Here is a 24,957-nt window from a genome sequence, read left to right on the forward strand (position 1 = left end):
CCATTTGTTACGTTCTGGAACGATGGGTGCGGGAACAATGTCTTTCCGATGAGGCGCGCGATGCCGGTCCACGACGAAGACCGCCGCGACGCGGGAGGACCTAGCCGTGAACCCTGATGTCGAACAGATCCGCCAGTTCCTGCTGGCCCATGCGGAAACCATCCTGACCTGGCTTGTCGCCGGGCTGCTGATGATGTTGCTCGCGCGATTCGAGCTGCGCCGCGCGGTGCGGCGCTCCGCGCAGGCGATGTCCGAGTCGGTGGCGACCACCGTCGCCGCCTGCGTGCCCGAGATCGCGCACGCCGCGCAAACCGCGCAATCCGCGCGGCTCGCGGCCGATGCGGACGCCGGTACGCCCGACGGTGCGACTTACGGTACCCCTGTTGCGACGCAGCGCGCCGACGCGCTGCGCAAGCTGGCGCTCGATACCGTCGCTACCGTGATGGCGCGGGGCCGATGGCTCGAGGACATGGGCAATCTGCGATTGCCGGAAGATGCGCTGATGAGCGGCCGTGGCGCTGGCGGCGCGGATCCGCTGCTCGTGGTGGCGCCGCAGCCCGTGGTGCAGGCCTACCTCACCGCCCAGCGCACGTTCGAGGACGAGGCTGCGCGGCTGCGGAACCACCGCCGCGAGGCGCTGCGGCTGCAAGAGGCCGCGCAGGCGCTGGTGGCCGAAGCCGCCCACGTGGAGCGCGAGACGGGCAGCATCGTCATGCGCTTCGAGCAGGTCAACGCGCAGTCCGTGCAGGGCGGCGAGGCGGGCGACTATCAACGGTTCCTGATTCAGAAATACAACGCGCTCGGTCTCCGGGAAAAGGAAATCGGCGAGGAGCGCGCCGCGCTGGAAGCGCAGATGCGCGAGAGCGCCGACGCGCTGGCCGAGCACGCGCGCGTGGCATCGCAGCGCTACACGCAATGCCTCGCGCCGCTGATGCAGCAGTTGCGCGCCGCGTGGGGGCATGGCGATTCGCCCGAGGTGTTCGACACGTGGCTCCACAATGTGCCCCAGGCAGGCGGCCCGCCTCAGCCGGTGGACGCGGACGGCTTCCAGCGTAGGACAACGGAGCATTCTTCCCACAGCGCTGTCTGATACCCGCCGCCTGTGGCTGCGTTATGCTTGGGTCTGTTCCGCATTCCGCCTCCATGTCCTACAAGATTCCAGAATCGGTCCTGGTCGTCATTCATACGCCGGACCTTCAAGTGCTGTTGATCGAGCGTGCCGACCGGCCCGGCTTCTGGCAGTCGGTGACCGGCAGCCTCGATGCCACGGACGAGCCGCTGGCGCTCACGGCCGCGCGCGAGGTCGCCGAGGAAACCGGCATTGTCGCCAGTGAGCACACGCTCACGGATTGGCACCACACGATCGATTACGAAATCTACCCGCAGTGGCGCCACCGCTATGCGCCCGGCGTCGTCCGCAACACCGAGCATTGGTTCGGGCTCTGCGTCTCGCACCCCATGCCCGTGACGCTCGCGCCGCGCGAACACACGCGATACGAATGGCTGCCCTGGGAGGCCGCGGCCGAACGGTGTTTCTCGCGCAGCAATGCCGAAGCCGTGCGCCAGCTCGCGTGGCGTGCCGCCGCCGCGCCGGCGAGCACTCAGCCGATACCCGGAGTGGCATGATGAAGTTGCGCGTGGTCACCTACAACATCCACAAGGGCGTGACCGGGTTTTCGGGCAGACCGCGCATCCAGAGCGTGCGCACGGGCCTGCAGTCGATGGACGCGGACATCGTCTTCCTGCAGGAGGTGCAGGATCGCAACGATCGCCTGATTGCCGCGGAGCTGTTCGACCCCGACCACACGCAGCTCAACTACCTCGCGACGGATGCGTACCCGCATTCCGTGTACGGCCGCAACGCGGTGTACGACCACGGCCATCATGGCAATGCGATCCTCTCCCGCCATCCGATCCTGATGTCGGAGAACCTGGACGTATCCGACCATCGCTTCGAGCAACGCGGCTTGCTGCATGCGGTCGCCGATATCCACGGCATCGAGGCGCACCTGATCTGCGTGCACTTCGGCCTGTTCGCGCGCAGCCGCGTGCGGCAGGCGAAGGCGCTGGTCGATCGCGTGCGCAGCGTGGTGCCGGCCGACGCGCCGCTGGTCATCGCCGGCGATTTCAACGACTGGAATCATCGGCTCGACGCGCAGATCTGCAACACGCTGAGCTGCGTGGAATCCGCGCAGGCCAAGACCGGGCGCATCCACACGTTTCCGAGCCACATGCCTTGGTGGCAGCTGGACCGGATCTACGTGCGCGGCTTCGAGATCGAGCGCTCGCTAGCGCTCACGGGCCGGGACTGGGCGCAGCGCTCGGACCATGTGCCGCTCGTCGCCGAACTCGCGCGGCATGTCGCCATTCCGGAAGCCTGATCAGCGGTAGTCCCGGATCCAGCGAAAGATCGCGTCCACGTCGTTGAGGTCGAGAATCGGCAGGGACGTGAGCGCGCGGACGTGTTCAGGGTCGTCAGTGGCGACGGCCACCACGGCCGGCACGTCCTGCCATAGCGGCACATTGCCGGTGGCGGGGCGGAAGACCTCGAGCTTCGGGAAGTCGCTCCACTTGTAGCCTTCGACGAGCACGAGGTCGGTTTCGGGCGGCAGCACGGCCAACGCTTCGCCGATCTCGGGCGAGGCGCGATCTCCGGGATAGTTGCGCATCAGTGTCAGATGCCGCGCGCCGACGAGAACCACGTTCTCGCAGCCCGACGCGCGCATGCGCCACGAGTCCTTGCCCGGCGTGTCGGGATCGAACCCGTGGTGGGTGTGCTTGATGCCGGCCACCCTCAGGCCGGACGCCACGAAGCGCGGAATCAGTTGTTCCAGCAGCGTGGTCTTGCCGCTGCCCGATGTGCCCGCGATACCGAAGACCTTCACGATCCGTTCCCAATCCAGCGTCAGAATGACACGGACGATAGCAGAGAAGACGCACCGATGTGATTGTGGCGCCGGTTCGCCGATAATCGAGGCATGTCACGGATATTCGATCGCGCGGATACCGCGCCGCACCATCCCGAACAACGGCCATCGCGCCCCTACCGGCCGCTCGAGCGCCGTCCCGGCGTGCTCCGGTGGGCCGCCCGCAGCGGCCGCACCGTGCCGGGCAACTGCGTCGAGTTGCTACGGAACGGCGAGGCGTTCTTTCCCGCCTTGATCGCGGCGATCGATGCGGCCACGGCGAGCGTGGTCGTGGAGACGTACATCTACGCCGACGACGAAGTCGGCAACGCCGTTGGCGATGCGCTGATCCGCGCGGCGGGGCGGGGCGTCGACGTTCGGCTCGTGGTCGATGGTTTCGGGGCCGGCGACATGCCGGCGGCGCTCGCGCAGCGCCTGCGCGAAGGCGGCGTGCGGCTGGAGGTCTACCGACCGATGCACGGCTTCCGGCTGGCCCGGCGCCATCTGCGCAGGCTCCACCGCAAGATCGCGGTGATCGACGGGCAGGGCGAAGGCGCGGTCGGCTTCGTCGGCGGCATCAACATCATCAGCGACCACAATCACGGGCCGCTCGAGTTGCCCGACCTCGGGCCACGCTACGACTTCACGGTGCGTGTGCGCGGGCCGCTGGTCACGCAGATCGCGCTGGCATCGGCCCGGCTCTGGTTTCGCATCGCGCAGCGACACAGCATGCGCGAGGCCGCGCGCGCGCTCGAGGAGATGGAGGTGCTCACCGCCGCGGCGGATGGCGCGCCGCGCGACATCCAGCCCAATGGCGTGCCCGCCGCGTTGCTGCTGCGCGACAACCTGCGCAACCGCCGCACGATCGAGCGCGAGTACCTTTACGCGCTCGGCGCCGCGCGCCAGGACGTGATCATCGCCAACGCGTACTTCCTGCCCGGCCACAAGGTGCGGCGCGCGCTGCTGGAATGCCGCAAGCGCGGCGTGCGCGTGCGGCTGCTGTTGCAGGGGGTGGTCGAATACCGGCTCCAGCATTACGCCACGCACGCGCTCTATGCCACGCTGCTCGCGGCGGGCGTCGAGATCTACGAATACGAGGCGAGCTTCCTGCATGCGAAGGTGGCCGTCGTCGATGAAAGCTGGGCGACGGTCGGGTCCAGCAACATGGACCCGTTCAGCCTGCTGCTCGCGCGAGAGGCCAACGTCTCCGTGTACGACCGGGCGTTCGCGCTCGACCTGCGCGGGCACCTCGAGCGCGCGATGGCCCAGCGCAGCGCGCGCATCGCCCCGGAAGCCCATGCGCGGCTGCCGCGGGTGCGGCGGGTTGCCAACTGGGCCGCGTATTTCATGCTGCGGCTCGGGGTGGTGGTCGCGGGGGTGACCGGGCGCTACTGATTGCCCGCTGTTTAGAAACCAAGGTCTAATTAAGTGCTTGATGCCGAAGCGGCTCGACCGAATAATCTGAACGACCGTTCTTTTTTGGCTTAGACTGCGTGAAATTGCTACCCAACGCTATCGAGCATTCACGGAACGGAGAAAGAAATCATGCGCCACCAGTCAGTTCGTCTTGAATCCGCCGCCGCAGCACCCGCGCCCTTGCGCAAGGGTGAGATGACGCGCGTGGCGATTCTCGATGCGGCACTGGAACTGTCGTCGCGCGACGGGCTCGAGGGGTTGACCATCGGGCTGCTCGCGGAACGCATGCAGATGAGCAAGAGCGGCGTGTTCGCGCATTTCGGTTCGCGCGAGGACCTGCAGGTGGAAGTGGTGCGCGAGTATCACCGCCGGTTCGAGCAGGAGGTGTTCTACCCTTCGTTGCAGGAACCGCGCGGGTTGCCGCGCCTGTGGTCGATGGTGCGCCGCTGGATGGAGAAGCGGATCCAGGAAGTCACCACGGGCTGCATCTACATCAGCGGGGCCGTCGAATACGACGATCGCGCGGAAAGCCCGGTTCGCGACGAGCTCGTCAGGAGCGTCACGATCTGGCGTGCCGCGCTGCTGCGTGCGATCGACCAGGCGAAGGAAGAAGGCCATCTGCGCGCGGACTGCGATCCGCGCCTGATGCTGTTCGAGATGTACAGCCTCGAGCTGGGGCTGCATCACGATGCCCGTTTCCTGCGTCTGCCCGACAGTGCCGAACTTGCCATGGTTGCGCTCAACAAGCTGATTCAGTCCTACCGTACCTGAGGTCGTCCGGTGCAGGGGCTCCGCGTCACGCGGAGCCGGCGCGGCGGGCGGCATCGTGAACCTCCAAGGAGTTTTTGATGGGCCAGTACACCGCACCGTTGCGCGACATGCAGTTCGTGCTCCATGAACTGCTCGGCGTGGAAGCCGAACTCAAGGCGATGCCGCGCCATGCGGACGTCGACTCGGACACCATCAACCAGGTCATCGAGGAAGCCGGCAAGTTCTGCGCCGACGTCGTGTTCCCGCTCAACCAGAGCGGCGACCGGGAAGGCTGCACGTACGAAGGCAATGGCGTCGTGCGCGCGCCGAAGGGCTTCCGCGAGGCCTATCGGCAGTACATCGAGGCCGGATGGCCGGCGCTCGCATGCGACCCGGAATTCGGCGGCCAGGGCCTGCCCATCGTCGTCAACAACGCGCTGTACGAGATGCTGAACTCGGCGAGCCAGGCGTGGACGATGTACCCGGGCCTGTCGCACGGCGCGTACGAGGCGCTGCACGCGCACGGTACGCCCGAGCTCAAGCAGACCTACCTGCCCAAGCTGGTCTCCGGCGAATGGACGGGCACGATGTGCCTGACCGAGCCGCACTGCGGCACCGACCTCGGCATCCTGCGCTCGAAGGCCGAGCCGCAGGCCGACGGCTCCTATCGCATCACCGGCACGAAGATCTTCATCTCCGCGGGGGAGCACGACCTCGCGGACAACATCATCCACCTGGTGCTGGCCCGCCTGCCGGATGCGCCGCAGGGCACGAAGGGTATCTCGCTGTTCGTGGTGCCGAAGTTCGTGCCCGATGCCAGCGGCAATCCGGGCGAGCGCAACGGCATCCAGTGCGGTGCCATCGAACACAAGATGGGCATCCACGGCAATGCGACCTGCGTGATGAACCTGGACGGCGCGCAGGGCTGGCTGGTCGGCGAGCCGAACAAGGGCCTCAACGCGATGTTCGTGATGATGAATGCGGCCCGCCTCGGCGTGGGCGCGCAGGGCCTGGGCCTGACGGAGGTCGCTTACCAGAACTCGCTGGCCTATGCCAAGGACCGCCTGCAGATGCGTTCGCTGACCGGTACGAAGGCGCCGGACAAGCCGGCCGATCCGATCATCGTGCATCCGGACGTGCGCCGCATGCTGCTGACGCAGAAGGCATATGCGGAAGGCGGCCGCGCATTCGCGTACTGGACCGCGCTGCAGATCGACCGTGAGCTGTCGCATCCCGACGAGTCCGTGCGCAAGGCGTCGGCCGACCTCGTCGCGCTGCTCACGCCCGTGATCAAGGCTTTTCTGACCGACAACGCGTTCACATCGACGAACGAGGGCATGCAGGTGTTCGGCGGCCACGGCTATATCGCCGAGTGGGGCATGGAGCAGTACGTGCGCGATGCGCGCATCAACATGATCTACGAAGGCACCAACACGATTCAGGCACTCGACCTTCTGGGCCGCAAGATCCTCGGCGACATGGGCGCCAAGCTCAAGGCGTTCGGCAAGATCGTGCAGGCGTTCGTCGAGGAAGAGGGCACCAACGAGGCGATGCAGGAGTTCATCAACCCGCTCGCCGACCTCGGCGACAAGGTGCAGAAGCTGACGATGGAAATCGGCATGAAGGCGATGGGCAATGCCGACGAAGTCGGCGCCGCCGCCGTGCCGTACCTGCGCGTGGTGGGTCACCTCGTGTTCTCGTATTTCTGGGCGCGCATGGCCAAGATCGCACTCGAAAAGCAGGACAGCGGCGACAAGTTCTACACGTCCAAGCTGGCGACGGCCCGTTTCTACTTCGCGAAGCTTCAGCCGGAGACGGCCGCGGAGATCCGCAAGGCGCGCGCCGGCGCATCGACGCTGATGGCGCTCGACGCGGACCTGTTCTGACGCGTACTGCCCAGGCACACCCCATTCATCAACGCTCACCGAATACTGGAGCGCGCATGTCCAATTTCATCGTCAAGAAGGTCGCCGTGCTGGGCGCCGGCGTCATGGGCGCGCAGATCGCCGCGCACCTCGTCAACGCGCGCGTGCCCGCGGTGCTGTTCGACCTGCCGGCCAAGGAAGGTCCCAAGAACGGTATCGCGCTGCGCGCGATCGAGAACCTGAAGAAGCTGTCGCCGGCTCCGCTTGGCATCAAGGACGAAGCCGGCCTGATCCGTCCCGCGAACTACGAGGACGATATCGCGTTGCTCAAGGAGTGCGACCTCGTGATCGAGGCGATCGCCGAGCGCATGGACTGGAAGCACGACCTGTATGCGAAGGTCGCGCCGCACCTTGCGCCGCATGCGATCTTCGCGACCAACACGTCGGGCCTGTCGATCGGCGCGCTCGCCGATGGTCTGGGCAGCAACGGCGACCTCAAATCGCGCTTCTGCGGCGTGCACTTCTTCAACCCGCCGCGCTACATGCATCTGGTCGAGCTGATCCCGACGCCGGCCACGCAGCCGGAGATCCTGGACCGCCTCGAAGCGTTCCTGACCACCACGCTCGGCAAGGGCGTGGTGCGCGCGAAGGACACGCCAAACTTCATCGCGAACCGCGTGGGCATCTTCTCGATCCTCGCGGTGTTCGCCGAGGCCGAGAAATACGGCATTCCGTTCGATGTCGTCGACGACCTGACGGGCTCGAAGCTCGGCCGCGCGAAGTCGGCCACGTTCCGCACCGCCGACGTGGTGGGCCTCGACACGATGGCCCACGTCATCAAGACGATGCAGGACAACCTGCGCGACGACCCGTTCGCGCCGGTGTACCAGACGCCCGCCGTGCTGAAGGGCCTCGTCGAGGCAGGTGCGCTGGGCCAGAAGACGGGCGCGGGCTTCTACAAGAAGGAAGGCAAGGCCATCAAGGTGCTGGACGCCAGTACCGGGCAGTATGTCGAGTCGGGCAAGAAGGCTGACGAGATCGTCGCGCGCATCCTCAAGAAGGAGCCGGCGGAACGTATCAGGCTACTGCGTGAATCGACCAATCCGCAGGCGCAGTTCCTGTGGGCCGTCTTCCGTGACGTGTTCCAGTACATCGCGGTGTACCTCGAGCAGATCGCGGGATCTGCCGCGGACGTGGACCTCGCCATCCGCTGGGGCTTCGGTTGGAACACGGGGCCGTTCGAGGACTGGCAGGCGGCGGGCTGGAAGCAGGTGGCCGAATGGGTGAAGGAAGACATCGACGGCGGCAAGGCACTGGCCAACGCCGCGCTGCCGGCATGGGTCTTCAGCGGTCCCGTTGCCGAGGCGCAGGGCGTGCACACGCCGCAGGGCTCGTGGTCGCCGGCGACGAATGCGTTCGTTGCGCGTCCGCAATTGCCCGTGTATGCGCGTCAGGCGTTCCGCGCCTCGCTGCGCGGCAGCGAGGCTGCCGGTCACGCCAACGATCCGCGCAAGGCCGGCAAGACCGTCGAAGAGAACGACGCAGTGCGCATCTGGACCAGCGATGGCGCCGATGACGTGCTGATCGTCTCGTACAAGAGCAAGATGAACACGATGGGCCCCGACGTGATCGACGGCCTGACGCGTGCGATCGACCTCGCCGAAGCGGGTTACAAGGGCCTCGTGATCTGGCAGCCGACGTCGCTGCAGCTCGGCAATCCGGGCGGCCCGTTCTCGGCAGGCGCGAACCTCGAAGCGGCGATGCCCGCGTTCATGATGGGCGGCGCCAAGGGCATCGAGCCGTTCGTGAAAAAATTCCAGGACGGCATGATGCGCGTCAAGTACGCGGCCGTGCCCGTCGTGACGGCCGTGTCCGGCATCGCGCTCGGGGGCGGTTGCGAGCTGATGCTGCATGCGGCGCGCCGCGTGGTGGCCATGGAATCGTATATCGGGCTCGTCGAAGTCGGCGTGGGCCTCGTGCCCGCGGGCGGTGGCCTCAAGGAAGCCGTCATCGCCGCGGCGCGTGCCGCGGAGGCGGCCGGCAGCACGAACTATCTGAACTTCCTCACCAGCCGCTTCCAGGCGGCGGCGATGGCGAAGGTATCCACGTCGGCGCTGGACGCGCGCAAGATCGGTTATGTGCAGGCGACCGATCCGATCGTGTTCAACGTGCACGAGCTGCTGCACGTGGCGCAGAGCGAAGTGCGCGCGCTGGCCGAGGCTGGCTACCGGTCCCCGCTGCCGGGCGCGCTGGTGCCCGTGGCCGGACGTTCGGGTATCGCGACCATCCAGGCGTCGCTGGTCAATATGCGCGATGGCAACTTCATTTCCGCGCACGACTTCCTGATCGCGAGCCGCATTGCCGAGGTGGTGTGCGGTGGCGACGTGGAGGCGGGCTCGCTGGTCAGCGAGGATTGGCTGCTCGCGCTCGAGCGCAAGGCATTCGTCGACCTGCTGGGCACCGGCAAGACGCAGGAACGCATCATGGGCATGCTGCAGACCGGCAAGCCGGTGCGTAACTAACAGGCAAGCGAGGAACCGACATCATGAAACAACTGCAAGACGCTTACATCGTCGCGGCCACCCGCTCGCCGATCGGCAAGGCGCCCAAGGGCGCGTTCAAGAACACGCGTCCCGACGACCTGCTGGCCACCGTTCTGAAGGCCGCCGTGGCGCAGGTGCCGTCGCTCGACCCCGCGCTGATCGAAGACGCCATCGTTGGTTGCGCGATTCCCGAGGCGCAGCAGGGGCTCAATGTCGCGCGGATCGGCGCGCTGCTGTCGGGGCTGCCGAACACCGTCGGCGGCATTACCGTGAACCGGTTCTGCGCGTCGGGCCTCTCCGCCGTCGCGATGGCGGCCGACCGCATTCGCGTGGGCGAGTCCGACGTGATGATCGCGGCGGGCACGGAGTCGATGAGCATGGTGCCGATGATGGGCAACTCGCCCTCGATGTCGCCGTCGATCTTCACGCGCGACGAAAACGTGGGGATTGCCTACGGCATGGGTCTGACCGCGGAGAAGGTGGCCAATCAGTGGAAGGTCAGCCGCGAGGACCAGGATGCGTTCGCGCTGGCCTCGCATCAGAAGGCGATGGCCGCGCAGCAGGCGGGCGAGTTCTCCGACGAAATCACCCCCATCGAGATCGTCGAGAAATTCCCCGACCTCGCCTCGGGGCAGGTCAGCGTGAAAACGCGCACGCTCTCGCTCGACGAGGGTCCGCGGCCCGATACGTCGATGGAAGGGCTGGCCAAATTGCGCGCGGTGTTCGCCAACAAGGGCAGCGTGACGGCGGGCAACAGCTCGCAGACGTCGGATGGCGCGGGCGCGCTGATCCTCGTCTCCGAGAAGATCCTCAGGCAGTTCAACCTCGTGCCGCTCGCGCGCTTCGTATCGTTCGCGGTGCGCGGCGTGCCGCCCGAGATCATGGGCATCGGCCCGAAGGTGGCGATTCCCGCCGCACTGAAGGCCGCCGGTCTGTCGCAGGACCAGATCGACTGGATCGAACTCAACGAGGCGTTTGCCGCGCAGTCGCTCGCCGTGATCCGCGACCTCGAGCTCGATGCGTCGAAGGTCAACCGCATGGGCGGCGCGATCGCGCTGGGGCATCCGCTCGGCGCGACGGGCGCGATCCGTTCCGCGACGGTCGTGCATGCGCTGCGCCGGCACAACCTCAAGTACGGCATGGTGACCATGTGCGTCGGCACGGGCATGGGCGCTGCGGGTATTTTCGAACGCGTTTGACACGGGAGCGCACGATGAGCATCGCCACACGGATCGACAACGGGATTCTGACGCTCACCTTCGATCGCCTCGACCGGAAGAACGCGATCACGGCGGCGATGTATCAGACGCTGGCGGACGCATTGCGGTCGGCCGAGACGGACCCCGCCGTGCGCGTGATCGTCATCGAAGGCAAGCCGGAGATCTTCACGGCCGGCAACGACCTCGAGGACTTCATGAAGCGGCCTCCCACCTCGGGAGAGGGCGGGGCGCCGGCGCCGGTGTTCCAGTTCCTGTATGCGATCTCGGAAGCTTCGAAGCCTGTGGTGGCGTCGGTCAGCGGCGCGGCGGTGGGCATCGGCACCACGCTGCTGCTGCACTGCGACCTCGTGTATGCCTCGGAGACGGCGAAGCTGACGCTGCCGTTCACGCAGCTGGGCCTATGCCCGGAGGCGGCGTCGAGCCTGCTGTTGCCGCGTCTGGTGGGCTACCAGCGCGCGGCCGAGAAGCTGCTGTTGGGGGAGCCCTTCAGCGCGCGGGAGGCATTCGAGATCGGGCTGGTGACGAAGGTGCTGCCTTTGCCTGAACTGGATGCGCACGTGCAAGCGCAGGCAGCCAAACTGGCGGCCCTGCCCGCGTCGTCGCTGCGGGAAACCAAGCGGCTCATGAAGGGCGGGGATGCGGCGGCGGTGAAGCGCCAGATGGCGGAGGAGGCCAGCGTGTTTGGCCGGATGCTGGTCGCGCCCGAAGCGAAGGAGGCCTTCACGGCCTTCTTCGAGAAGCGGAAGCCGGATTTCTCGAAGTTCCAGTAAGCGGCGGTAGGGGATCGGCGCGCGCGCCCCGATCCTCCCGGTCAAGCCGGCAACACACGCGGTTGCCGATTCTCGTCTGTCGCAACGTACGTCAACGTCGCCTCCGTGACCTTGACGATCTCGTTGCTATGCCGCATGCGCTGCGCATAGACCTCCACGGACACGGTAATCGACGTGCGCCCGGTCTTCAGCACGTCCGCGTAAAAACTCACCAGATCTCCGACAAACACCGGGTGCTTGAACAGGAACGAGTTCACGGCCACGGTGGCCACGCGCCCCTGCGCGCGTTCCACGGCGGGGATCGAGCCGGCAATGTCCACCTGCGCCATGATCCAGCCACCGAATACGTCGCCATGCACATTGGCGTCGGCCGGCATCGGGACGACGCGCAGGGCAGGGTTCTTGCCCTCGGGCAAGGCGGAAACGATAGCGGGAGTATTCATGTGGGAGCTGCGAAAGGAATGCGAAGGAATGCGAAGGAATGCGAAGGAATGCGAAGGAGAGGCGAAGGAGAGCGGAAAAGGCAGCCCTCTGCTGCCTGACGCGATCTCTGCGACAATCGCGGCATAGCAGAATTCTAACGTATGCGCCGCCATCCCACGACACCCCCCCACACCGACGAACCGACCTCGTCTGGCTCACTGTTCTCCGGCCGTGGCACGCCCCGCAGCGACTGGCAGACCGTGCGCAACCTGCTGCCCTATGTATGGCACTACAAATGGCGGGTGATCCTCGCGCTGGCGTGCCTCGTGCTCGCGAAGGTGGCGAACCTCGGCGTGCCCGTGCTGATGAAGCGGCTCATCGACACCATGGACGTGCCCGCGGGCGACCCGCGCGCACTGCTCGTGGTGCCCGTCGGCCTGATTGTCGCGTACGGCGTGCTGCGATTGTCGAGCACGCTGTTCACGGAGCTTCGGGAAATCCTGTTCGCGAAGGTCACGCAAAGCGCGGTGCGCGAGATCGCGCTGCAGGTGTTCCGCCATCTGCATGGTTTGTCGCTACGGTTCCACCTCGAACGGCAGACCGGCGGCATGAGCCGGGACATCGAACGCGGCACGCGCGGCATCCAGCAGCTGATCTCGTTCTCGCTGTACAGCATCCTGCCGACGCTCGTGGAGATGGCGCTCGTGGTGGGGTTCCTCGTGTTGCATTACGACCCATGGTTCGCGGGCATCACGGCCATCGCGCTGATCGCCTACATCGTGTTCACCATCGTGGTGACCGAGTGGCGCACCCACTTCCGCCGCCGCATGAACGAGCTCGACTCGCGCGCGAGCCAGAAGGCGATCGACTCGTTGCTCAACTTCGAGACGGTGAAGTATTTCGGCAACGAGGAATACGAGGCAAAGCGCTATGACGACAACCTGCTCAAGTACCGCGCTGCCGCGGTGCGTTCGCAGAACTCGCTGTCGTTCCTGAACTTCGGGCAGCAGACGATCATCGCGATCGGCCTCATCCTCATTCTGTGGCGCGCGACAGTCGGCGTGGCCGCAGGGCGGCTTACGCTCGGGGATCTCGTGCTCGTCAACACGCTCATGATCCAGCTGTACATCCCGCTGAACTTCCTCGGCGTGATCTACCGCGAAATCAAGCAGGCTACGACGGACATGGACCGCATGTTCGTGCTGCTCGCGACGAATCAGGAAGTCGCCGACGTACCCGGCGCGCCGCCGCTGGAGGTGCGTGGCGCCGCCGTGCGCTTCCGCGATGTCGGCTTCGGCTACGAGCGCGACCGCGTGATCCTGGACCACGTCGACTTCACGATTCCTGCCGGGACGACGACCGCCGTGGTGGGCCACAGCGGGTCGGGCAAATCGACACTCGCGCGGCTGCTGTACCGGTTCTACGACGTCAGCAGCGGCGGCATCGAGATCGACGGGCAGGACGTGCGCGGCATCCGGCAGGACACGCTGCGCCGGGCGATCGGTATCGTGCCGCAGGACACCGTGCTGTTCAACGACAGCATCTACTACAACATCGCTTACGGCCGCCCCGAGGCCACGCACGACGAAGTCATCGCGGCCGCGCGCGCGGCGCAGATCGATCCGTTCATCCGCGAACTGCCGCAGGGCTACGACACACCGGTCGGCGAACGCGGCCTGAAGCTGTCGGGCGGGGAAAAGCAGCGCGTGGCGATCGCGCGCACGCTCCTCAAGAATCCACCGATCCTCGTGTTCGACGAGGCCACCTCCGCGCTCGACTCGCGCACCGAGCAGGCCATTCAGGCCGAGCTGATGCGCCTTGCACAGAACCGAACGACGCTGCTCATCGCGCACCGGCTATCGACCGTCGTGCACGCGGACCAGATCCTCGTGATGGACCATGGCCGCATCATCGAACGCGGCACGCATGCCGAACTGATGCGCGCGAACGGCCGCTACGCCGAGATGTGGCGCATTCAGGCGCGCAACGCCATCGAAGGCGAGACCGACGATGAGGAAGGCGTGATTCAGGCGTAATCCAGGGGCAGCGCGGTGGTGTACTTGATCTGCTCCATCGCAAAGCGGGAGCTCACGTCGGACAACTCGGCACCCTGAATGAGCTTCTTGTAGACCGCGTCGTACGCGGCGATATCGGGCACCACCACGCGCAGCAGATAGTCGGTATCGCCCGCCATGCGATAGAACTCGGTGACTTCGGGAATCGACTGCACGAGGCCGTGAAACGCCTTGAGCCACTTGGCGTTGTGCTGGTTCGTGCGGACGGAGACGAACACCGTCACCCCGACGTTGAGCCGGGCGGCATCGAGCAGTGCCACGCGCCGGCGGATCAGTCCGGCCTCTTCGAGTTTCTGGATCCGCCGCCAGCACGGCGTGGAGGTCAGGCCGACCTTCTCGCCGATCTCGGCGACGGGCATCGTGGCATCTTCCTGCAGCAGGGCGAGAATCTGGCGGTCGTAGCGATCCATGAGCGATCCGTAGTCTCCATCATGCGCGGATTGTAGTGCTGTTCTACGTCAGCGTCGATTGTTGGAAAATCATTCTCCCTCGTTCTTCTCCATCGGCCTTGCGGCGCTCGCGGCATAATTGCGGCCATGGAAATCAAATGGCTTGAAGACTTCGTGAGCCTGGCGGAGACGCACAGCTTCTCGCGCTCGGCGGAACTGCGACATGTCACGCAGCCGGCGTTCTCGCGTCGCATCCAGTCGCTCGAAGCATGGGTAGGCACGGAGCTGATCGACCGGTCGAGCTACCCGACGAGCCTGACGCCGGCGGGCAAGGTCTTCTACGAGCAGGCGCTGGCGATGCTGGCGCAGGTCAGCGAGACGCGCGCGCTGATGCGCGGGCAGCGGTCGGCCAACGCGCAGGTGCTGGAATTCGCGGTGCCGCACACGCTGTCGCTGACGTTCTTTCCCGAATGGCTCAAGGCGCTCGAGCGTCAGCTCGGCACGCTGCCGTGCCGGCTGCGCGCGCTTAACGTCCACGACGCGGTGCTCACGCTTGTGGAAGGCGGCTGCGACCTCGTCATGGTGTACCACCACCCGCGCCAGGCGATCCAGCTCGACCCCGCGCACTACGACATGCTGGTGCTCGGGACCGAGCGGCTGTCTCCTTACAGCGTGCCCGATGCCACGGGACGTCCGTTGTACCGCCTGCCCGGCACGGACAAGAAGCCCGTGCCGTTCCTGAGCTACACCCCCAACGCGTTTCTCGGCCGCATGGTCGATATGCTGCTGGCCGAGGCCGCCGCGGACGGTCTCAAGCTGGACAAATGCTACGAGACCGATATGGCCGAGGCGCTCAAGGTGATGGCGCTGGCCGGCCACGGCATGGCGTTCCTGCCGGAGAGCGCGGTGCGGGACGACGTACAGCAGGGCAGGCTCGTCCGGGCCGAAGGCGGGCGTGGACTGCCGCAGTCGATCGACATGGAGATCCGCCTCTATCGCGAACGCCCGGGCGAGAACAACCACGAGCGGCGTGGCGGGCAGAGCCGGCGCAAGCGTCAGCTCGTCGAGCAGGTCTGGAGCACGCTTCTGGCGACACCGGGGGTGCAGGCCGCACCGGACTGAAGCATCGTGCACGGTTTCGGCAAGGTTATGCGCGTCTTGCATAACCCTGCGAGGGCGGATGAACAAACGGCATTGGATCGGGAAAGGCTGGCGCCGATATCCTGTGCATCACCTTCACACGTGGAAACCAGCCATGTCTTCCGCAGCACCGTCGCAACCTTCCTCGATCATCACGCCGCAGAGCACGCACACCCTCCCGTCCTACCTCAACGCCGAAGATCTCGGCCCGTGGGGCATCTACCTGAAGCAGGTCGACCGCGTCACGCCCTACCTGGGCTCGCTGGCGCGCTGGGTGGAAACGCTCAAGCGCCCCAAGCGCGCGCTGATCGTCGATGTACCCATCGAGATGGACAACGGCACGATCGCCCACTTCGAGGGCTATCGCGTGCAGCACAACACGTCGCGCGGCCCCGGCAAGGGCGGCGTGCGCTTCCACCAGGACGTCACGCTGTCGGAAGTGATGGCGCTGTCCGCATGGATGTCGGTCAAGAACGCGGCCGTCAACGTGCCGTACGGCGGCGCCAAGGGCGGCATCCGCGTGGATCCGCGCAAGCTGTCGCAGGGCGAGCTGGAGCGCATCACGCGCCGTTACACCAGCGAAATCAACATCATCATCGGGCCGAACAAGGACATCCCCGCGCCGGACGTCAACACGAACGAGCAGATCATGGCGTGGATGATGGACACCTACTCCATGAACGAGGGCAGCACCGCCACCGGCGTGGTGACGGGCAAGCCGATCTCGCTGGGCGGCTCGCTCGGCCGGCGCGAAGCCACGGGCCGCGGCGTGTTCGTGGTCGGCTCCGAAGCCGCCCGCAACATCGGCATGGACGTCAAGGGCGCGCGCGTGGCCGTGCAGGGCTTCGGCAATGTGGGCTCGGTCGCCGCCAAGTTGTTCCATGAAGCGGGCGCGATCGTGGTGGCCGTGCAGGACCACCGCACCACGCTGTTCAACCCGGCCGGCCTCGACGTGCCGGCCATGATCGAATACGCGTCGCACAGCGGCACCATCGAAGGCTTCCGCGCCGAGGCGATCTCCGGCGACCAGTTCTGGGACGTCGACTGCGACATCCTGATCCCGGCGGCGCTGGAAGGCCAGCTGACCGCCAAACGCGCTTCGCAGATCAAGGCCCGCCTCGTGATCGAAGGCGCCAACGGTCCGACCACGCCCGAGGCCGACGATATCCTCCGCGACCGCAATATCCTCGTCGCGCCGGACGTCATCGCCAACGCCGGCGGCGTGACCGTGTCGTATTTCGAATGGGTGCAGGACTTCTCGAGCTTCTTCTGGACCGAGGAGGAAATCAATCAACGCCTGGTACGAATCATGCAAGAAGCCTTCCGGGCAATCTGGCAGGTCGCCCAGGACAACAAGGTCACGCTTCGTACCGCCGCGTTCATCGTGGCGTGCACGCGAATCCTGCAGGCGCGCGAAATGCGCGGACTGTATCCCTGAGCGGATACGCGTCATGATGGTTTGTTGCGATGCAATAATTCACCGTGGCGCGTTGGGATGACGCGAAGAAACGCGGTTACCGGTCCATGCCGGTGGCCGCGTTTTTTTGCGTTTGAACGATTTCGCCTCAATATGGCGCGGCGGTGAGACACCGTGCCGTAATTTGCACCAGTTAGGGGAAAACCCGTTGTCGGATGTAGGCGGCTAAGCAATACTATTTCGCTGGCGGGGCGTTTTTTGCTAGAGTGCCGCCTTTCTCTTCATGGTCAAGGAGATGTTATGAATTTTGCCAAGCTGGCTGGCCTGATGGTCGCGGCAGGGATTCTGAGCGGCGCCGCACAAGCCGCCGAGCCGCTTTCGGGCACGCTGCAGAAGATCAAGGAAACGGGTGTCATCACGCTGGGCGTGCGGGATTCGTCCATTCCGTTCAATTACAACCTGGGCGGCGTGCGCCAGGTCGGTTACTCCTATGACATCAACACGAAGATCGTGGAAGCCGTCAAGGATCAACTGAAGCTGCCGAACCTGCAGGTCAAGGAAATCCCCATCACGTCGCAAAACCGTATCACGCTGCTGCAAAACGGCACGATCGATATCGAGTGCGGCTCGACGACGAACAACCTCGAGCGTCAGAAGCAGGCGTCGTTCACGAACAGCATCTTCATCATCGGCACCCGCATCATGGTGAAGAAGGATGGCGGCATCAAGGACTGGGCCGACCTGAAGGGCAAGAACGTCGTGACCACCGCCGGCACCACGTCGGAGCGCCTGCTGCGCAAGATGAACGACGACCAGAAGCTGGGCATGAACATCATCAGCACGAAGGACCACGGTCAGTCGTTCCTGACGCTGGAGTCCGGCCGTGCCGTGGCATTCATGATGGACGACGCGCTGCTGTACGGCGAGCGCGCCAAGGCCAAGAACCCGAACGACTGGATCGTGGTGGGCAAGCCCCAGTCGCGCGAGTCGTATGGCTGCATGATCCGCAAGGATGACGCACCGTTCAAGAAGCTGTCGGACAACGTGATCGCCGGCCTGATGAAGGATGGCACGATCAACACGATGTACGCCAAGTGGTTCCAGCAACCGGTTCCCCCCAAGGGCCTGAATCTGGACTTCCCGCTGTCGGAAGACATGAAGACGCTCTTCAAGAACCCGAACGACAAGGCGCTCGACTGATTCTTCGGTCATGTGAGTGCGAAACGGAAGGAGAAGTCCTTCCGTTTCTTTTTGAGGACGCAAGATGGATTACAACTGGCATTGGGGAGTCTTCCTCGAGCAGGCCGCGCAGAACGAGACGTACCTCGACTGGATGATCTCCGGTCTCAAGGTCACGCTCGCGCTCGGGCTCACCTCGTGGGTCATCGCCCTCGTCATCGGATCGGTGCTCGGCGTGCTGCGCACCGTTCCCAACAAATTCCTGTCGGGCATCGCGGCGTGGTACGTCGAGATCTTCCGCAATATTCCGCTGCTCGTGCAGCTGTTCATCTGGTACTTCGTGATTCCCGAGCTGCTGCCGTTCGGTGAGGCGATCAAGCAGATGAACCCGTTCACGCAGCAGTTCCTGGCGGCCATGCTCTGCCTCGGCACCTTCACGGCCGCCCGGGTTTGCGAGCAGGTGCGCTCGGGTATCAATTCGCTGCCTCGCGGCCAACGCAACGCGGGCCTCGCCATGGGCTTCACGCTGCCGCAGACCTATCGGCACGTGCTGCTGCCGATGGCGTTCCGCGTGATCGTCCCGCCGCTGACTTCCGAGTTCCTGAACATCTTCAAGAACTCCGCGGTCGCGTCGACGATCGGTCTGCTGGAGCTCGCGGCGCAGGGTCGCCAGCTGGTGGACTACACGGCACGGCCGTACGAGTCGTTCATCGCGGTGACGGTGATGTACATGCTGATCAACGTGACGGTCATGCTGATCATGCGCTGGGTGGAAAAGCGCACGCGCGTGCCCGGCTTCATCGGCGGCAAGTAAGGGGACACGATGGCATACGACTTCGATTTCAGCTCGATCAACCCCGCCACGCTGGAAGTGCTCGGCGAGGGCATGCTGGTCTCGCTGAAGATTACGGTGACCGCCGTGGTGGTGGGCATCGTCTGGGGCACGATCCTCGCGATGATGCGCCTGTCCTCGTTCAAGCCGCTCAACTGGTTTGCGCAGGGGTACGTCAGCATCTTCCGGTCCATTCCGCTGGTGATGGTGCTGTTGTGGTTCTTCCTGATCATCCCGCAGGTGTTGCAGAAGCTCTTCAACCTGTCGCCGGCTACCGATCTGCGCATGACGTCGGCGCTGATCGCGTTCGCGCTGTTCGAGGCCGCGTACTACTCGGAGATCATCCGCGCGGGTATCCAGAGCGTGTCGCGCGGCCAGATGTTCGCGGCGCAGGCCCTGGGCATGACCTACGGCCAGACGATGCGCCTCGTGATCCTGCCGCAGGCCTTCCGCAACATGGTGCCGCTGCTGCTGACGCAGGGCATCATCCTGTTCCAGGATACTTCGCTCGTCTACGTGAGCGCGCTGGCGGACTTCTTCGGCCAGGCCTACGGCATTGGCGAGCGTGACGGCCGGATCGTCGAACTGCTGCTGTTCGCGGGCCTGGTCTACTTTGTTATCTGCTTCTCCGCTTCGCTGCTGGTCAAGCGTTACCAGAAAAAGGTGGCTGTATGATCGAAATCAATAACGTTTCCAAGTGGTACGGCGCTTTCCAGGTGCTGACCGACTGCACCACCCAGGTCGCCAAGGGTGAAGTGGTGGTAGTGTGCGGCCCGTCGGGTTCGGGCAAGTCGACGCTGATCAAGACCGTGAACGCGCTCGAACCGTTCCAGAAGGGCGACATCCTCGTGGATGGCACCTCGGTCGGCAATCCGAAGACCAACCTGCCGAAGCTGCGTTCGCGCGTCGGCATGGTGTTCCAGAACTTCGAACTGTTCCCGCACCTGTCGATCACCGAGAACCTGACCATCGCGCAGATGAAGGTGCTCGGCCGCTCGAAGGAAGAGGCTACAGCGAAGGGCCTGAAGTACCTCGAGCGCGTGGGCTTGAAGAGCCAGGCGTCCAAGTACCCCGGCCAGCTGTCGGGCGGCCAGCAGCAGCGCGTGGCCATTGCGCGCGCGCTGTCGATGGATCCCATCTGCATGCTGTTCGACGAACCGACTTCCGCGCTCGACCCGGAAATGGTGAACGAAGTGCTGGACGTGATGGTGCAACTCGCGCAGGAAGGCATGACCATGATGTGCGTGACCCACGAGATGGGCTTCGCGCGCAAGGTGGCTAACCGTGTGATCTTCATGGACGCCGGCAAGATCGTCGAGGATTGCCCGAAGGAAGAGTTCTTCGGCAACAGCGAGGCGCGCTCGGACCGCGCCAAGCAGTTCCTCTCCAAGATCCTGCAGCATTGAACCTGCTGTACCCCCGCGTGCCGCTGGCATGCGGGGGCCGCAGTCCTTATGCCGATGAATTCCGACGATCTGTCGATATTCGCGCTCGTTGCGGATTCCGGCAGTTTCTCCGCCGCCGCGCTCGCCGGTGGTGTCGATGCCTCCAGTATCAGCCGTCGCGTGACCCAGCTCGAAAAGCAGCTGGGCACACGCCTGTTCCATCGCACCGGTCGAGGCGTCTCGCTGACCGAGCAGGGCAGCGCGCTGCTGGTCCACGCGCGGCAGATCCGCGACGCGCTGGCCGCCGCCGAATCGGCGGTATCGAACAACGCGGGCCTGGGGCCCACTCGCATCCGCATCGCCGCGCAGCCCACCATCGCGCGCACCGTGTTCGGCGATCTCTACCACGTCCTGCACCGCCAGTTTCCGCGCACGCGTCTGCATTTCACCGAAGGCCTGGCCAGCAGCATCCTCGCCGATCTGCAGGCGGGCACGATCGACATCGCGATTCTCTATCGTCCCGAGTATCCGGGGAGCATGAGCTACGAGCCCCTGCTGATGGAGCGCCTGTATCTGCTGACGCCGCCGGGGTTCGCGATGACGCAGGCGCGCGTGGATGCGCAGGGCCTGCAGGGCGTGCCGATGATCCTGCCGAGCACGCACCACGGCATCCGCGTCTTCGTGGAGGCGATGGCCGCGCGCCGCGGGCACAGCGTGCAACTGGCACTGGAAAGCGACGGCTCCAATGCGATTACCGCGGCGCTTGTCCACAAGGGCTGCGGCTGCACGGTGCTGCCGCTCGCGGCCGTGCCCGACGATATCGCCGCGGGCCGGCTCCGCGGCTTTCCACTGCGCGGCGACGATGCCGAACGCTGTATCAGCCTCGTGCTCGGCCGCACGGACCTCGAACCCGCGACACTATGGGCGCTTGGCGCCGCGATTCGCGAGGTGGCGACCGGTCTCGTGAAGACCGGCGCGTGGCCGGGCGCGCGGCTCCTTACTGCTGATCGAGCCGCGCCGCAGGCGTGATCTGTGCCGGATCCGTGACCAGTTCCAGCACCGCCGCGCGGCCCGCCGCCCGCGCGCGCCCAAGCGCGGCCGGGAAGTCCGACTCATGCTCCACGCGCTCGGCATACGCGCCAAATGACTTGGCCAGCGCGATGAAGTCGGGGTTCTGAAGCGTCGTGGCCGAGATGCGGCCCGGATACTCGCGCTCCTGATGCATGCGGATCGTCCCAAGCATGCCGTTGTTCACGACAATTACGATGACCGCCGCGCCGAACTGCATCGCCGTGGCCAGTTCCTGCGGGTACATCATGAAGCAGCCGTCGCCGGCAAAGCAGACCACCGTGCGTTCCGGCGCGGCGAGCTTGGCCGCAATCGCGGCGGGCAGGCCGTAGCCCATCGCCCCATTGGTCGGCGCCAGCTCCGTGCCGAGCTGCTTGTATCGATAGAAGCGATGCACCCACACCGTGTAGTTGCCGGCGCCGTTGGTGATGACCGCATCGTCGGGCAGCGTGTTCGACAGATGCGCCACCACCGACGACATCTCCACGCCACGCTGCGAGGCGCCGCGGGCCAGCGGCGTGTTGTGCGCCACGTAGGCGGCGCGCGCGGCTTCGGTCCAGCCATGCCAGGGCAGATCCGCCCCCTCTGGCTTCAGTGCCGAGAATGCGATCGCGGCATTGGAGACCGATGCGTTGATCGGCAGGTCCGCGAGAAACACGCGACCGAGCTCTTCCGGGTCCGCATGCACGTGCACGAGCCGCTGGACAGGACGCGGGCTGCGGATCAGTTCGTAGTTGCCGGACGTGACTTCCGACAGCCGGCTGCCGATCACGATCAGCAGGTCGGCTTCGCCAACCATGCGCGATAGCGCGGGCGACACGCCGAGGCCCAGCTGGCCGACGTAATGACCATCGCGGTTGTCCAGCACGTCCTGACGGCGGAACGACGCGGCGACGGGCAGGTTCCATGCCGTCGCGAACGCGCGCAGGGCGTCTTGCGCGGGCGCGGTCCACCCCGTGCCACCGACCACCAGGAGCGGGCGATGCGCTTCCCGCAGCAGCGTCGCCAGTTCGGCCGGCGCGGCCGCATCGGGCGCGGCTTCGCTCACGCGCGCCGGCGGCACGTCGGCCACCTCGGCCGCGCCGAACAGCACGTCCTCGGGCAGGGCTACGACCACGGGCCCCTTGCGGCCCGACATCGCCACGCTGAACGCGCGGCTCACGATCTCGGGAATGCGCGCGATGTCCTCGATCTCGGTCGCCCATTTGGCGAGCCCGCCAAACACGCGCCGATAGTCAACTTCCTGGAAGCCTTCGCGCTCCTTGATCTGGTTGGCCACCTGGCCGACGAACAGGATCATGGGCGTGGAGTCCTGCATCGCGGTATGCACGCCGTTGGCCGCATGCGTGGCACCGGGACCGCGCGTGACGAACGCGATGCCAGGACGGCCCGTCAGCTTGCCGTAGCCGTCCGCCATGTTCGACGCGGCGCCTTCATGGCGCGTGACGATCGTGCGGATGCTGTCGTGGTCCGCCAGCGCGTCGAGCACGGGCAGGTAGCTTTCGCCGGGGACGCAGTAGATGGTGTCCACGTGGTTGCGCCGCAGCGCTTCCACGAGGATCTGGCCGCCGTTGCGGGAAGGAGAGGTCTGAATGGTGGTCATCGGGAACATTAATCGAGCGTGGGGTTCAGCGTCGGGGCGATCCTGGCCCAGCGCTTTGCGTCCTCGTTGATGAACGCGGCAAACGCGGCGGGATCGCTGCCCACGTACTGCGAGCTCGCGCTCTCCAGCACGTGCTTGAACTCCGGCGTGCGCATGTAGTCGAGCGACGCCTTCTCCAGCCTGGCGACGATATCGGCGGGGGTATTGGCCGGCGCGAAGAGGCCGTACCACGCGTACGATTCAAAGCCCTTGAGGTCCTTGACCCCAGACTCTTCGACGGTGGGCACGTCGGGCAGCTGCGACGCGCGCTGCTTGCCCGTGACGGCGATGGCCTTGGCCTTGCCGCTCTTGATCATCGGTACCACGGCGATCGTGCTGTCGATCAGCATCGGCACATGGCCGCCGACAAGGTCGTTGATGGCCGGCGCCGAACCCTTGAACGGGATATGGTTCATCTCGAGCTTCGTCATGTTCTTGAGGAGCTCGCCCGTCATATGCTGGGTCGTGCCATTGCCGGCGGACGCCCACGAGAAATTGCCCTTCTGCGCGCGGATGTACGCGATCAGTTCCTGAAGGTTGTTCACGGGCACGGACGGATGCACGACGATCACCTGCGGCACCTTGAGCAGGTTGGTGATGGGCTTGAGGTCCGTCTTCGCGTCGAACGGCATCTTCTTGTAGAGATGCTGGTTGATGACGATCGGGCCGCTGGCCGTGATCATCAGCGTGTAGCCGTCCGGCTTGGCTTTTGCGACGAGGTTGGTGCCGATGTTGCCGCCCGCGCCGGCGCGGTTGTCGATCACGAACGGCTGGCCGAGCGCTTCCGAGAGGCCCTTCGACAGCGGCCGCGCGGCAATGTCCGACGGACCGCCGGCGGGCCAGGGCACCACGATGGTCACGGCCTTCTCGGGCCAGGCCGCGCTGGCGGTTCCCGCCAGCATCGCCGTCATCAGTGCGGCGGCGCCCCATGCCCATTGCCGCAGCGTCGCGCGTTTCTTCGAAATCTGCTTCGAGCCCAACATCCTTCTGTCTCCTGATCGTTCAAATCCGATCGCGAAGTATCTCAGGCGGATGCAGGGTGTGAGAGGTGGCTAGCGCAGACCTGTTTTTCGCAAAACGCAAAGCTGCCGGTCAGGTGCAGGCAGTATTGGCGGCGTTCTTGGCCTGGACTTCGGGCGGAATCGGCACAGTCAGCGTCATCGTCGGCAGGCCGTTCTCGAACATCATCAGTTCGCCTGGGGCGAAGCGCGTCCAGGTCTCGTTATCCGTGAGCGGCGCGGTGGCGATGACGGCCACCCGGTCGTCCGGCGTGGTGACCTGCGCGAAATCGATCGACAGATCCGCGTCGATCAGATGGGCCTCGGAGAACGGCCACTGGCGCACGATGTAGTAAAGGTACGTCGAGCAGTGCGCGAACAGCGCCTGCCCGTTGCACAGCAGGTAGTTGAAGACGCCGTGCAGCGTGATGTCGCGCGTGATGTCGGCCAGCGCGTGGCACAGTTCGTTCAGTGGCGGCTGTGAGCCCGGAAACCGCTTGCGCAGGCCCTGCATCAGCGTGCAGAACGCGAGTTCGCTGTCGGTATCGCCCACGGGCTGGTACACGCCCGACAAAAACGGGCTGAAATTCTTCAGGTCGCCGTTGTGGGCGAAGATCCAGTGCCGGCCCCACAGTTCGCGCATGAACGGATGGCAGTTCTCCAGCCGCACGGTCCCTTGCGTGGCCTTTCGGATATGAGAGATCACGTTCTTGGACTTGATCGGGTAGCGCTTGATCAGGTCCGCGACCGGAGAGGTGCCGGCGGACTGATTGTCGATGAACAGGCGGCAGGCCTTGTCCTCGAAGAACGCCACCCCGAATCCGTCGGAATGATGGTCGGTCAGGCCGCCGCGCAAGGCGAAGCCCGTAAAGGAGAACGTCACGTCGGTCGGCGTGGCGCAGTTCATGCCTAGCAACTGGCACATGGCGGGAACCCGGC

General features: G+C 65.5%; 23 protein-coding genes. 17 read left to right on the forward strand and 6 right to left on the reverse strand.

From position 1 onward, the window contains the following. Window positions 1-106: 106 nt before the first annotated feature. The 3 genes from KHP16_RS01610 to KHP16_RS01620 are packed head-to-tail and all read left to right on the forward strand — an operon-like array spanning window position 107 to window position 2,381. Window positions 107-1,090, forward strand: a complete 984-nt coding sequence (locus KHP16_RS01610) for a hypothetical protein (RefSeq protein WP_244835617.1) — start codon at window positions 107-109, stop codon at window positions 1,088-1,090. Between the two features lie 53 nt (window positions 1,091-1,143). Beyond that, a complete protein-coding gene (gene nudB / locus KHP16_RS01615) occupies window positions 1,144-1,626 on the forward strand; it encodes a dihydroneopterin triphosphate diphosphatase (protein WP_211959478.1) in 483 nt (160 codons plus the stop codon). Beyond that, window positions 1,623-2,381, forward strand: a complete 759-nt coding sequence (locus tag KHP16_RS01620; protein WP_179592744.1) for an endonuclease/exonuclease/phosphatase family protein — start codon at window positions 1,623-1,625, stop codon at window positions 2,379-2,381. The genes nudB and KHP16_RS01620 overlap by 4 nt, the downstream gene beginning before the upstream one ends. Here KHP16_RS01620 and mobB read toward each other — a convergent pair whose 3' ends face one another. After that, entirely contained in the window at window positions 2,382-2,885 is a 504-nt protein-coding gene (gene mobB, locus KHP16_RS01625) for a molybdopterin-guanine dinucleotide biosynthesis protein B (RefSeq protein ID WP_211959479.1), read from the reverse strand. Window positions 2,886-2,978: 93 nt separating this feature from the next. Between mobB and clsB the strand changes: the two genes are divergently transcribed. The 6 genes from clsB (at window position 2,979) to KHP16_RS01655 (ending at window position 11,470) form a co-directional block, all read left to right on the forward strand. Beyond that, window positions 2,979-4,301, forward strand: coding sequence for a cardiolipin synthase ClsB (clsB, locus tag KHP16_RS01630; RefSeq protein ID WP_109582103.1), 1,323 nt, complete (start codon window positions 2,979-2,981; stop codon window positions 4,299-4,301). Between the two features lie 201 nt (window positions 4,302-4,502). Then, entirely contained in the window at window positions 4,503-5,093 is a 591-nt protein-coding gene (locus tag KHP16_RS01635) for a TetR/AcrR family transcriptional regulator (RefSeq protein WP_109582102.1), read from the forward strand. A gap of 77 nt (window positions 5,094-5,170) precedes the next feature. Further along, on the forward strand, window positions 5,171-6,958 hold the full coding sequence (locus KHP16_RS01640) for an acyl-CoA dehydrogenase C-terminal domain-containing protein (protein WP_121491979.1): 1,788 nt from the start codon (window positions 5,171-5,173) through the stop codon (window positions 6,956-6,958). Window positions 6,959-7,014: 56 nt separating this feature from the next. Then, complete coding sequence (locus tag KHP16_RS01645) at window positions 7,015-9,459, forward strand: 3-hydroxyacyl-CoA dehydrogenase/enoyl-CoA hydratase family protein (RefSeq protein ID WP_211959480.1); 2,445 nt, start codon at window positions 7,015-7,017, stop codon at window positions 9,457-9,459. 20 nt (window positions 9,460-9,479) lie between these two features. Next, window positions 9,480-10,679 (forward strand): acetyl-CoA C-acyltransferase, encoded by a 1,200-nt coding sequence (locus KHP16_RS01650; RefSeq protein ID WP_109582099.1) that lies wholly within the window; start codon window positions 9,480-9,482, stop codon window positions 10,677-10,679. A gap of 14 nt (window positions 10,680-10,693) precedes the next feature. Then, a complete protein-coding gene (locus tag KHP16_RS01655; RefSeq protein WP_109582098.1) occupies window positions 10,694-11,470 on the forward strand; it encodes an enoyl-CoA hydratase in 777 nt (258 codons plus the stop codon). A 41-nt stretch (window positions 11,471-11,511) separates the two neighbouring features. Here KHP16_RS01655 and KHP16_RS01660 read toward each other — a convergent pair whose 3' ends face one another. Further along, window positions 11,512-11,913: an acyl-CoA thioesterase gene (locus KHP16_RS01660; protein WP_109582097.1), complete on the reverse strand. Its 402-nt coding sequence runs from the start codon at window positions 11,911-11,913 to the stop codon at window positions 11,512-11,514. Between the two features lie 141 nt (window positions 11,914-12,054). Here KHP16_RS01660 and KHP16_RS01665 point away from each other — a divergent pair, with 141 nt between their 5' ends. After that, complete coding sequence (locus KHP16_RS01665) at window positions 12,055-13,929, forward strand: ABCB family ABC transporter ATP-binding protein/permease (RefSeq protein ID WP_115953800.1); 1,875 nt, start codon at window positions 12,055-12,057, stop codon at window positions 13,927-13,929. Here KHP16_RS01665 and KHP16_RS01670 read toward each other — a convergent pair. Further along, window positions 13,920-14,378 carry an Lrp/AsnC family transcriptional regulator gene (locus tag KHP16_RS01670; RefSeq protein WP_109582095.1) on the reverse strand — a complete coding sequence of 153 codons (459 nt, stop codon included), beginning with the start codon at window positions 14,376-14,378 and terminating at the stop codon, window positions 13,920-13,922. The two genes, KHP16_RS01665 and KHP16_RS01670, sit on opposite strands and share 10 nt — an antisense overlap. A gap of 126 nt (window positions 14,379-14,504) precedes the next feature. On the opposite strand from KHP16_RS01670, the gene KHP16_RS01675 reads away from it, so the two are divergent. The 7 genes from KHP16_RS01675 to KHP16_RS01705 all read left to right on the forward strand — a co-directional run bounded on the left by KHP16_RS01675 (window position 14,505) and on the right by KHP16_RS01705 (window position 21,339). After that, window positions 14,505-15,479 (forward strand): LysR substrate-binding domain-containing protein, encoded by a 975-nt coding sequence (locus tag KHP16_RS01675; protein ID WP_109582094.1) that lies wholly within the window; start codon window positions 14,505-14,507, stop codon window positions 15,477-15,479. A gap of 133 nt (window positions 15,480-15,612) precedes the next feature. After that, window positions 15,613-16,935 carry a Glu/Leu/Phe/Val family dehydrogenase gene (locus KHP16_RS01680; RefSeq protein ID WP_109582093.1) on the forward strand — a complete coding sequence of 441 codons (1,323 nt, stop codon included), beginning with the start codon at window positions 15,613-15,615 and terminating at the stop codon, window positions 16,933-16,935. 279 nt (window positions 16,936-17,214) lie between these two features. Next, the gene (locus KHP16_RS01685; protein ID WP_109582092.1) at window positions 17,215-18,114 is read left to right on the forward strand and encodes a glutamate/aspartate ABC transporter substrate-binding protein; all 900 of its coding nucleotides are present in this window, start codon (window positions 17,215-17,217) and stop codon (window positions 18,112-18,114) included. Between the two features lie 64 nt (window positions 18,115-18,178). Next, entirely contained in the window at window positions 18,179-18,907 is a 729-nt protein-coding gene (locus KHP16_RS01690) for an amino acid ABC transporter permease (RefSeq protein WP_109582091.1), read from the forward strand. A 9-nt stretch (window positions 18,908-18,916) separates the two neighbouring features. Further along, complete coding sequence (gene gltK / locus KHP16_RS01695; protein WP_109582090.1) at window positions 18,917-19,600, forward strand: glutamate/aspartate ABC transporter permease GltK; 684 nt, start codon at window positions 18,917-18,919, stop codon at window positions 19,598-19,600. Continuing rightward, complete coding sequence (locus tag KHP16_RS01700; protein WP_109582089.1) at window positions 19,597-20,331, forward strand: amino acid ABC transporter ATP-binding protein; 735 nt, start codon at window positions 19,597-19,599, stop codon at window positions 20,329-20,331. The genes gltK and KHP16_RS01700 overlap by 4 nt, the downstream gene beginning before the upstream one ends. A gap of 48 nt (window positions 20,332-20,379) precedes the next feature. Continuing rightward, window positions 20,380-21,339, forward strand: coding sequence for a LysR family transcriptional regulator (locus KHP16_RS01705; protein WP_211959481.1), 960 nt, complete (start codon window positions 20,380-20,382; stop codon window positions 21,337-21,339). Here KHP16_RS01705 and KHP16_RS01710 read toward each other — a convergent pair. From KHP16_RS01710 to KHP16_RS01720, 3 genes are all read right to left on the reverse strand, one after another. After that, on the reverse strand, window positions 21,308-22,981 hold the full coding sequence (locus KHP16_RS01710) for a thiamine pyrophosphate-binding protein (protein ID WP_211959482.1): 1,674 nt from the start codon (window positions 22,979-22,981) through the stop codon (window positions 21,308-21,310). The two genes, KHP16_RS01705 and KHP16_RS01710, sit on opposite strands and share 32 nt — an antisense overlap. A gap of 8 nt (window positions 22,982-22,989) precedes the next feature. Continuing rightward, window positions 22,990-24,003 (reverse strand): Bug family tripartite tricarboxylate transporter substrate binding protein, encoded by a 1,014-nt coding sequence (locus tag KHP16_RS01715; RefSeq protein ID WP_244835618.1) that lies wholly within the window; start codon window positions 24,001-24,003, stop codon window positions 22,990-22,992. 109 nt (window positions 24,004-24,112) lie between these two features. Further along, window positions 24,113-24,943 (reverse strand): class II glutamine amidotransferase, encoded by an 831-nt coding sequence (locus tag KHP16_RS01720; protein WP_109582087.1) that lies wholly within the window; start codon window positions 24,941-24,943, stop codon window positions 24,113-24,115. Between the last annotated feature and the right edge of the window lie 14 nt (window positions 24,944-24,957).

The sequence above is a fragment of the Cupriavidus plantarum genome (assembly GCF_905397285.1).
GTDB lineage: Bacteria > Pseudomonadota > Gammaproteobacteria > Burkholderiales > Burkholderiaceae > Cupriavidus > Cupriavidus plantarum.